This window comes from Actinomadura sp. NPDC049753, from assembly GCF_040674655.1.
Classification (GTDB): Bacteria; Actinomycetota; Actinomycetes; order Streptosporangiales; family Streptosporangiaceae; genus Spirillospora; species Spirillospora verrucosospora.
On sequence record NZ_JBFARL010000261.1, the window covers coordinates 1 to 9597 of the forward strand.

The following is a 9597-nucleotide window of genomic DNA, read 5'->3' on the forward strand; positions in this document are numbered from 1 at the left end:
GCTCGCCGCGGGCCTCGGCATCAACGCGGCGAGCGCCAGCGGCGCGTTCCCGACCAGGCCCATGATCACGGTGGTGACGGCGGCGGACAGCGCCGACCCGAGCCTTTCCGGCGCCTCCCGGACGGGGCCGTCAGCCGCCGACCAGCTCGCCGTCCGCGTCGTCGGCGAAGCCGGGCACCCACTTCAGCGACTCGGCGCGGGCCGGGATCTCGCACTCCAGCTGGCAGAGCACGCCGGTGCCCGCCGACAGCACCCGGTGGATGATCACGTACTCGGGCGGCAGGTTCAGCTGCCGGACGACGTTGGACGGCCGCAGGTCGGTGACCTGGGCGGCCATGTCGCGCAGCCACTCGCGGTTGAACTTGAACGTCTCGGTGACGAACGGCTCGGTGATCGGTGCGAGGAACGCCTGCAGCGACTCGGCGTCGATCTCCACGCCCTCGCGGATGAAGTCCTCCCGGCGCAGGGCCTCCTCGACCTCGTCGATGTCGGCCATCGTGCCGATCCGCAGCAGCAGCCCGAGGCGCCGCTGGAACCCGCCGGGGATGCGGTCGACGGCGCCGAAGTCCAGGACGCCGAGCCGGCCGTCCTCCAGCAGCCGGAAGTTGCCGGGGTGCGGGTCGCCGTGCAGCATCCCCGACCGCTTCGGCCCCGACAGCAGGAAGCGGCAGTACAGCAGGGCCGCGTGGTCGCGGGTCTCCTGGTCCCCGTCGCTGATGATCTTCGAGAGCGCGGTGCCGTCCATCCACTCGGTGATCAGGATGTTGCCGGACTGCGCGACGACTTCGGGGATGGCGAAGTCCGGGTCGTCCAGGTAGGCCTCGCGGAACCGGGTCTGCGACTCGGCCTCGATCGTGTAGTCGAGCTCCTCGACCACCCGCTCCTTGAGCTCGGCCAGCATCGACTTGACGTCCAGGCCCGGCATCAGCACCCCGAACAGCCGCCCCAGCCGGGCGAGCTGGTTGAAGTCGCTGATCAGTGCCTTGCCCGCGCCGGGGTACTGCACCTTCACCGCGACGGCCCGGCCGTCGTGCCAGACGGCGCGGTGCACCTGGCCGATCGACGCGGCGGCGGCCGGCCGGTCGTCGAACGACTCGAAGTAGTCCCGCCAGTCCTCCCCGAGGAACTCCTCCAGCACCTTGTGGACGGTCGACGCCGGCAGCGGGGGAGCGGCCTCCTGCAGCTTGGTCAGCGTGGCCCGGTACGGGCCGGCGATCTCCGGTGGCAGCGCCGCCTCGAAGATCGACAGCATCTGGCCGAGCTTCATCGCGCCGCCCTTGAGCTCGCCGAGCACCTTGAACAGCTGCTCGGCGGTCCGGGTCTGGATCTCCATCGCGACCGTCTCCGCCGGCCGGCCGAAGGTCCGCTTCCCCACGCCGAGGGCGGTGCGTCCCGCGAAGCCGATGGGGAGGGACGCCAGCTTTGCTGACCGCGTCACCGCGCGGCGGGGAAGATCGCTCACGTCGACCATTGTCGATGATCCACTGTCGTTCACGCCACAACCATCCCGAACTCTCCCCGAAGCCGGAACCGGTCCACCCATCTGACCTGGTCAAACGCGGTAAGTGTGCGCTTTCTCACGCGAGTGCGGGGCCGCGCGCCGCGCGCCGCGGCGGGCGCGGTACGGTGCCGGACATGTCCGCGGAGCCTGCCGATGTGCTATTGATCGACCGCCGTCCCGACGGGATCGCCGTCCTCACCCTGAACGACCCCGGCCGCCGCAACGCGATGGCGGACGAGCTCACCGCCGCCTGGAAGCGGGCCGTCGAGGACCTGCGCGCCGACGCCGCGCTGCGCTGCGTCGTCGTGACCGGCGCCGGCACCGCGTTCAGCTCCGGCGGCGAGCTGTCCTGGCTGGCCGGAACCGGCGACGTCGCCGTCCCGCCGCTGCGCGACCGGATGCTGGAGTTCTACCGGACGTGGCTCGCGATCCGCGGACTGGAGGTGCCGACGATCGCCGCCGTCAACGGGCACGCCGTCGGAGCCGGCCTCTGCCTCGCGCTGGCCTGCGACCTGCGGTACGCGGCGCGGGACGCCAAGCTGCTCGCCCCGTTCACCGCCCTCGGCCTGCACCCCGGCATGGCCGCGACCTGGCTGTTCCCCGAGGTCGCCGGGCTGCCGCTGGCCCGCGAGATGCTGCTGGCCGGACGGGTCCTCACCGGCGCCGAGGCCGCCGGGCACGGCCTGGTCAACCAGGCCTTCCCGCGCGAGGACGTGCTGGCGGAGTCCCTGGCCGTCGCCGAGCGGATCGCCGCGCAGGCGCCGATCGCGACCCGGCTCACCAAGGTCGCCCTGGCCAACGGCGGCCACCCCGACATGGAGTCGGCGCTGCGCTGGGAGTCCCTCGCCCAGCCGGTAACGATGGCGTCCCGGGACATGCGCGAGGGCCTCGCGGCGCAGCGGGAGAAGCGCAGCCCGCAATTCTCAGGCGAGTAAAGGCGCGGGCGCACCGCCGGAACCGTCCGCCGAGATTGGTGGAACCTCTGGAGAACTGTCCAAAACGTAGGGGTTGACCTGCGGTAACGTCAAACACCCCCTGTGGATTCGGCAAAAATTCGAGTACGGTTCTGACCGTGCCCCCTAACGTTGAGGTCCGCCGCAGCCCGAGGCGCAGGCGCACCGTGTCCGCCTACCGTGAGGGCGACAAGGTGGTGGTGATGGTTCCGTCAAGGCTGAGCAAGGCCGAAGAGGAACAGTGGATCGCGACCATCCTGGAACGCCTCGCGGAGAGGGAGCGCCGGCGGCGGCCCACCGACGCCGACCTCCAGTCCCGCGCCCGCGAGCTGTCCCGCCGCTACCTGGCCGGCCGCGCCGACCCGGTCAGCGTCCGCTGGGTCGCCAACCAGCGCGCCCGCTGGGGATCGTGCACCCCCGACGACGGCACCATCCGGCTGTCCACGCGGCTGCGCGGCATGCCCGGCTGGGTCGTGGACTACGTCCTGGTCCACGAGCTGGCGCACCTGCTCATCCCCGGGCACGGCGCCGACTTCTGGGAGCTGGTCGGCAACTACCCGAAGGCCGACCGCGCCCGCGGCTACCTGGAGGGCGTCGCCGCCGCCGCCCACCTGCCGCTCGAAGCGGACGCCCCGGGCGACGTCGCGGACATCCACCACGGCGACGGCCTGCACCCCGGCGAGGCGTACCCGCACGAGGCCGCCGGGTGACCGACCAGGTCGCCACGGGCCGCACGCCCGAAGGCCCGGCGCGCTGCGCCGCCGTGCTCGCGTGGCCGCTCCGCTCCGCCGTGCCGCCCGGCCTCGACCCGGAGGACTACCGGCTAGCGCTGCTCGAAGACACCTACGAGGTCGTCGCCGGACTCGAACTCGTGACGCCCGCGCTCGTCCTGGACCCGCCGGACCAGCCGGACGCCGAGGCCGTCACCTGGCCGGGCACGCCGATCGTCCGGGAGGGCACGCTCGCCGGCGCGTTCGCCGCGCTGCACGCCCTCGGCGCCGAGACCGCCGCGCTGATCGCCCCCGACGCCCCCGACCTGCCGCCGCTGCTGCTCGGCAAGCTCTTCCGCGCCCTCGGCGCCGCCCCGGCCGCCGCCTGCCAGGCCGAAGGCGCCGCCGCCCGCGGGAACGGCCTGGTCGCCCTCGCCGCCCGCCTCCCGCTGCCTGGCTGGCTGTCCTGCGCCCTGCACGAGGTCGACCTCGACACCCCCGACGCCCTCGCCCGGCTCCGGGCCGCCGCGCCGCGCCCCGGGCTCGTGCCCCAGGGCCCCGGCTGGCACCGCCTCCGCACCCCCGACGACCTGCGGTTCCTGGACCCCGGCCTGGAAGGCTGGGAGAACACCCGCGCCCTCCTGGAAGGCCACCCCCTCAGGGGTTGAGCCCCCGCACCCCCAGGGCGAGCCGGACGAGGCCCCGCGTGGACTCGTCCGCCGAGGAGGGAAGGGCGCGCACCGGGAACCACCGCGCCTCGTCCCGGCCGTCCGCGGGCACCGGCACCGCCCGGGGCGGGGCCGTCGCCGCGAACTGCACGTCGAAGTGCGGCAGATCGCGGCCACGGCACCGAGCGCGGTAGCGCTCAAGCCGGATGGGGGAGGGCTCCACATCGATGCCCTGGATGCCGGACTCCTCAGCGGCCTCCCGTCGCGCCGTCGCGATGAGGTCGGGGTCGCCGGTCTCGCAGTGGCCGCCGAGCTGGGCCCATCGGTCCAGCCCGCGGTGGTGTGTGAGCAGGACGTTGGCCAGTGCCCGGTCGAGCACGACGACGCCGACCGTGAGGTGACCGGCCCCGCAGCCACGGTCGGTGCCGTCGGGGTGGCCGGCCAAGTGCTCCAGGAACTCCGCCCGGAGCCGCTCCTGCTCCCCGCTCGGCGCGCTCCACCGGAGCAGCATCGAGACCGCCTCGCGATGGCGGGCCGCGCCGGCCGGGACGCCGGCGGGCCGGGCGCCCGAGCCCGGGATCATGTCAGGTCCTTGGCATCCCACTCGGTCAGGAAGTCGGCGAGGAACCGCTCCAGGACGCGGTGCCGCCGCTCGGCCAGGCGGCGTGCGCCCGGCGTGTTCATCCTGTCCTTCAGCAGCAGGAGCTTCTCGTGAAAGTGGTTGATCGTGGTGCCCTGCCGGTTGAGGTAGTCGTCCACCGACTCGTGCAGGTGCGGCGGCAGATCGGGCAGGTGCATGGGCTCGCCCTTGAAGCCGCCGTAGGCGAAGGCGCGGGCCACGCCGATGGCTCCGAGCGCGTCGAGCCGGTCGGCGTCCTGCACCACCTTGCCCTCGATGGTCGGCATCTCGGACGAGGTGCCGGCTCCCTTGAAGGACATCGTCGCGATGATGTCCGCCACGGCCCGCGCGAGGTCCTCGGGCTCGCCCAGTCCGACGAGCCATTCGAAGGCCCGGCGCGGCCCTTCTTCCAGATCGCCGCCGTTGAGCTTGTAGTCGGAGATGTCGTGGAGCAGGGCGGCGAGTTCGACCACGTACAGATCCGCCCCCTCTCCGGCGCCGATCTCCCGGGCCAGCCGGTGGACCCTCGCCACATGCCACCAGTCATGCCCGGACGAGTCCGACTGCAGCGTCTCCCGGGCGTACTCGGCGGTGCGTTCGATGACTTCAGCCTTGTTCACGAGTCGGTGCTCCCCGGAGTCAGGATGTCACTGCGGACCAGGGGCCGGGACGCATCGGGGGCCGGGGCCCGGAAACCGTCGAAGTCGCAGTGCCGGCACGGATCGAGATCAGCGCGGTTGGACCCCAGCAGGCTCGCGCGGTAGCGAGCGAGCAGCGGGGATCGCCAGATCTCCGTCAACGGAGTCTCGGTCACGTTTCCCACGCGGATGCTGCCGTAGGCGTCAAAACAGCACAGGTTGACCTCGCCGGTGTAGGAGATGTGCAGGTCGGTGAACGGAAGCGCGCAGAAGCCGCGGGGCTCCGCGGTGGGGCGAGGCTTGTTCGGTGCCAGCCCCGCCCGAGTGGTGAGGATCTCCGCTCGCCGCCGCACGCTGATTCGGATGTCATGATGCCGCAGGCGGTCCGCCTCGGCCAGCAACCGGCGGATCGGAGCGATGACGCGTCTGCCGTCGGAGTAGTTGTTGACGGACAAGGTCGACAGGCCTGCCTCGAACAGTTCGGCCACCAGCGCGGGCTGGACGAGGATGCCGTTCGTGAGGACGCGGATGTCGGCGTCCGGGCAGAAGCGGCGGAAGGTCGCCACGATGCCGGGCAGCCGGGGGTCGAGCAGCGGTTCGTTGTTGCCGAAGAGCGCGATCCGCCCGGCATAGCCCAGCCCGCCCAGCTGCCGGGCGATCAGATCGATCGCGGCGAGGTCCAGTTCCCCGGCGGGACGCGGATCCACCGCCCGCGAGACCGGGCAGAACGTGCAGGTGTGGTTGCAGCCCGCGCGCGTCTCCACCGAGACCAGATTGAAGATCCGGACCTCGGCGGCCCACAGCCGCGCGAACTCCGCGCGCAGGACGCGGTCGACGGCCGTCCGCTGCCGGTCGGTGTTCTTCTCCTCCTCCAGCGCGATGACGGAGGGGTCCTCGGTGACCTCGACCTGGTCGCCGAGGTCGCGCAGCCACGCCGGCGCGGCGACGCCGCCGGGGAACCTGACCCTGATCAACCTCGCGTCCCGCCGATGGTGTCGAGGACCCTCCGGTAGGCGTCCAGGACGTCCGGGAAGGACCGGCGCTGCGCCACCATCTCCTGCAGTGCCGCCAGATCCACGAAGTGCACGGGGTCGTACTTCGGGGAGTCGAACGCCGCGTGGTCGTCCAGCAGCCGCAGGACGTAGATCAGGTCGTAGTGGAACCGCACGAAGGTCCGCTGGCGGTGGATCTCGCGCTGCACCAGGAACGGCGCGGCGAAGCGCTGGATCTCGCCGAGGTGCCCCGTGTTCTCGTCGATGCCGTGATGGAAATGGTCGTCAAACCTGTACTGCCGCGGATTGAGACCCAGCCGCTCCTCCAGCCGCAACTGCAGCGCGAAATTGGGGAACTCCGAACGCTTCACACGTCCACCGGGCGGCAGCATCACCTTGTGGTGCGGGTGCCGGTACATGAGCAGTTCGTTCCGCGAGTTCAGAATCAGAGCCTCAACGGCGTACCGGCCGCCCGCCACATAGGAGAAGACGTACTGGGTGAGCAGCACCAGCAGCCAGCCGACCGCACCTGCCACCGCGACGCCGACCAACAGGTTCCTGAGGGCCGGATAGCGGTCGTCGACAACGCTGGAGACCAGATTGATCAATATGCCGACGAGGGCGACACCGAAAGCGAACCTGACGAAGGAACGTAACCTGTCCAACCGAAGCCTGCCCCTGGCGGATAGCGCGTGCGCTGCCGAATATCTCGGCCTCAGCGTACGGTGATCCGCTTAGGCGCTCAATGCGTGATTCCACGGACTGCTCCGCCATTTCCGCATTGCCGCGCCGACCGCGCCGTCAGGTCCTTCCGACGCGGGGGTAGCGGGAGTTGGCCGGGTGACGGCGGCGGCGTTCCTGGTCGAGCGGGCGCTGCCAGCACAGGCTCGCCCGCGCGATCCGCCTCCGGATCGCGTTCGTGGACGAGCCCGGCTCATAGCGGCAGCCGTTCACCCATGACGGGCGCGACCGGCTCATGCGCGCGGCCCCTCGTCGCCGGGCCCCCGTTCGTCGCCGGGCCCCCGTTCGCCGCCGGGCTCTTCGCCGTCCGGCTCCTTCGCTTCGCCGGACTCCTTCTCGTCGGGCTTCTCGTCGGGCTTCCCGTCCTCGTCCAGCCCCCGGGTGAGCTTGGACAGGTCGATGTCGGACAGGCCCTCGATCTCGTCGCGGCCGTGGACGAAGCCCTCCGGGTCGTCGAGGTCGTCGGACGTCGGCAGCAGGTCGGGGTGCTCCCAGACCGCGTCGCGGCCCTCGGTGCCGCGGGCCTCGGTCAGCGACCGCCACAGCGCCGCGGCCTCCCGCAGCCGGCGCGGCCGCAGCTCCAGGCCGACGAGCGTCGCGAACGTCCGCTCCGCCGGGCCGCCCGTCGCGCGGCGCCGCCGCACCGCCTCCGCCAGCTTCACCGAGCCGGGCAGCCGGCCCTGCGCGGCCTCGTTCACGACCGTGTCGACCCAGCCTTCGACGAGCGCCAGCGTCGTCTCCAGACGGGCCAGCGCCGCCTTCTGCCGCGGCGTCTCCTCGGGCTGGAGCTGGATCTCCCCGCCGAGCGCCTCCTGGATGGCCTCCGGGTTGCTCATGTCGAGCCCCTGCACGGCCTGCTCGATGCCCGACAGGTCGACGGTGATGCCGCGCGCGTACTCCTCGACCGCGCCCAGCAGGTGCGCGCGCAGCCACGGCACGTGCGTGAACAGCCGCTGGTGCGCGGCCTCGCGCAGCGCCAGGTAGAGCCGGACCTCGTCGGAGGAGACCTCCAGGCCCTCCCCGAACGCCTCGACGCCCGCGGGCAGCAGCGCGCCGACGCCGTCGGGCGCCAGCGGCAGCCCCACGTCGGCGGAGCCGGTCACCTCGCGGGCCAGCCCGCCGAGCGCCTGCCCGGCCTGACCGCCGACCATCGCCCCGGCCATCTGCTTGACCATCCCGATCAGCGGGCCCGCCATCGCCTGCATCTCGGCGGGGATGTCGCCGCCGCCGAGCGCCCCGCCCATCGAGTCGACCATGCGGGACGCGATCGGGTCGCACACCTTCGCCCACACCGGGAGCGTCTGCTCGATCCACTCCGACCGGCTCCACGCCTGCGGCGTGCGGATCCCGGCGGGCAGCGTCGTCCGCTCGTCGAGCCACAGCTCCGCCAGGCGCAGCGCCTCCTCGACCTGGCGCCGCTCGGTGTCCACCACCGAAGGGTCGCCCTGCTCCACCACGGTGTGCCGGGCGATGTTCTTGGCCAGGTCCCAGTTCAGGGGGCCGCCGCCTTCGCCGCCCGCACCCTGCGCGCCGATCATGTCCGCGAACCGGTGCAGCATGTCGGCGAACTGGGACATGTCGCCGCCCATGCCCTTGAACGGATCCTGGGGCCGGTCGTCGTCGTCGCCGTCCCCGGGACGGTTGAAGCCGAACGGAGTGTCACTCATCGGTTTGCCCCTGGGATGCATGATGGGCTCATATCCGCAACGTTAGCCGGTCCCGGCAAGGTCGCGTACTCAAGGAAGGGGGCACCCCCGTGGCAACGGGCAAGGTTCGCCCTCGGCGTAGCAAGGGCCCGGTCGTCGCCGTCACCGGCGCGGCCACCGGCGCGGGGCGGCTCCTGGCCGCCCGGCTCGCCGAACGGGAAGAGATCCGCAAGGTCGTCGCCATCGACGGGCACCGCGGCGACGTGTCCGGCGTCACCTGGCGTGTCGTCGACATCAGGGATCCGCTGCTGCCCGGCCGGCTCTCCGACGTCGACGTGATCGTCAACCTGGACATCGAACGGTCCCCGGACGTGGACCCGCGCGAGCGCCGGACCCACAACGTCCGCGGCGCCCAGACCGTCGTCACCGCCGCGGCGGCGGCCCGCGTCCGGCGCGTGGTCCTCGTCACGTCCGCGATGGTCTACGGCGCGGGGCCGGACAACGAGGTGCCGCTGAGCGAGGACGCCCCCCTCCTCGCCGAGGCCAGCACCTCCATCGCCGGCGACTACCTGGAGATCGAGGAACTGGCCGCCACGGCGCACCTCACCCACCCGGGGGTCGAGGTCACCGTCGTCCGCCCGGCCGCGCTCGCCGGGCCCGGCGTCGACACCGTCGTCACCCGCCACTTCGAGGCGCCCCGGCTGCTGTCGGTCAAGGGCAGCACGCCCGGCTGGCAGTTCTGCCACATCGACGACCTCGCGTCCGCCCTGGACGTCGTCGTCACCGAGAACGTGCCCGGCCCCCTCGCGGTCGGCTCCGAAGGCTGGCTCGGCCCCGAGGAGGTCGCCGAGATCACCGGCAAGCGCCACTTCGAGCTGCCCGCCGCCCTCACCTTCGGGATGGCGCAGCGCCTCCACCGGCTCGGCATGACCCCCGCGCCCGCCACCGACCTGCACTACGTCGCCTACCCGTGGGTCGTGGACTGCGCGCGGCTGCGCGCCGCCGGCTGGAAACCCCTCCACGACAACGCCGCGGCCCTGCGCGCTCGCCCGTCGCCGCGCAGGTCCCGCTCGTCGCCGGCGAGATCGGCGAGAACACCTGCGGCCACTCCTACGTCGACGCGCTCATG

General features: G+C 72.5%; 11 protein-coding genes. 4 read left to right on the forward strand and 7 right to left on the reverse strand.

Going from position 1 to position 9597, the window contains the following annotated elements; genetic code table 11:
- Positions 1–130: 130 nt before the first annotated feature.
- Positions 131–1462, reverse strand: coding sequence for an AarF/ABC1/UbiB kinase family protein (locus tag AB0K37_RS37445; RefSeq protein ID WP_345184450.1), 1332 nt, complete (start codon positions 1460–1462; stop codon positions 131–133).
- Between the two features lie 173 nt (positions 1463–1635).
- Here AB0K37_RS37445 and AB0K37_RS37450 point away from each other — a divergent pair, with 173 nt between their 5' ends.
- The 3 genes from AB0K37_RS37450 (at position 1636) to AB0K37_RS37460 (ending at position 3832) form a co-directional block, all read left to right on the forward strand.
- On the forward strand, positions 1636–2436 hold the full coding sequence (locus tag AB0K37_RS37450) for an enoyl-CoA hydratase-related protein (protein ID WP_353831761.1): 801 nt from the start codon (positions 1636–1638) through the stop codon (positions 2434–2436).
- 185 nt (positions 2437–2621) lie between these two features.
- Positions 2622–3164 carry a M48 family metallopeptidase gene (locus AB0K37_RS37455; RefSeq protein WP_345184542.1) on the forward strand — a complete coding sequence of 181 codons (543 nt, stop codon included), beginning with the start codon at positions 2622–2624 and terminating at the stop codon, positions 3162–3164.
- Entirely contained in the window at positions 3161–3832 is a 672-nt protein-coding gene (locus AB0K37_RS37460) for a hypothetical protein (RefSeq protein ID WP_363989648.1), read from the forward strand. Before AB0K37_RS37455 ends, AB0K37_RS37460 begins: the two co-directional genes overlap by 4 nt.
- Here AB0K37_RS37460 and AB0K37_RS37465 read toward each other — a convergent pair.
- The 6 genes from AB0K37_RS37465 to AB0K37_RS37490 form a co-directional block, all read right to left on the reverse strand.
- Positions 3822–4415: an NUDIX domain-containing protein gene (locus AB0K37_RS37465; RefSeq protein ID WP_363989651.1), complete on the reverse strand. Its 594-nt coding sequence runs from the start codon at positions 4413–4415 to the stop codon at positions 3822–3824. The two genes, AB0K37_RS37460 and AB0K37_RS37465, sit on opposite strands and share 11 nt — an antisense overlap.
- Entirely contained in the window at positions 4412–5071 is a 660-nt protein-coding gene (locus AB0K37_RS37470) for an HD domain-containing protein (protein WP_363989653.1), read from the reverse strand. The genes AB0K37_RS37465 and AB0K37_RS37470 overlap by 4 nt, the downstream gene beginning before the upstream one ends.
- Positions 5068–6063: a radical SAM/SPASM domain-containing protein gene (locus AB0K37_RS37475; protein ID WP_363989655.1), complete on the reverse strand. Its 996-nt coding sequence runs from the start codon at positions 6061–6063 to the stop codon at positions 5068–5070. The genes AB0K37_RS37470 and AB0K37_RS37475 overlap by 4 nt, the downstream gene beginning before the upstream one ends.
- Positions 6060–6689: a hypothetical protein gene (locus AB0K37_RS37480; protein WP_363989658.1), complete on the reverse strand. Its 630-nt coding sequence runs from the start codon at positions 6687–6689 to the stop codon at positions 6060–6062. Before AB0K37_RS37480 ends, AB0K37_RS37475 begins: the two co-directional genes overlap by 4 nt.
- A 193-nt stretch (positions 6690–6882) precedes the next feature.
- Positions 6883–7059, reverse strand: coding sequence for a hypothetical protein (locus AB0K37_RS37485; protein WP_363989661.1), 177 nt, complete (start codon positions 7057–7059; stop codon positions 6883–6885).
- Positions 7056–8489 (reverse strand): zinc-dependent metalloprotease, encoded by a 1434-nt coding sequence (locus AB0K37_RS37490; RefSeq protein ID WP_363989663.1) that lies wholly within the window; start codon positions 8487–8489, stop codon positions 7056–7058. The genes AB0K37_RS37485 and AB0K37_RS37490 overlap by 4 nt, the downstream gene beginning before the upstream one ends.
- An 89-nt stretch (positions 8490–8578) precedes the next feature.
- On the opposite strand from AB0K37_RS37490, the gene AB0K37_RS37495 reads away from it, so the two are divergent.
- Positions 8579–9597, forward strand: a 1019-nt coding sequence (locus AB0K37_RS37495; RefSeq protein WP_363989666.1) for an NAD-dependent epimerase/dehydratase family protein, incomplete at its 3' end; no start/stop codon positions are given.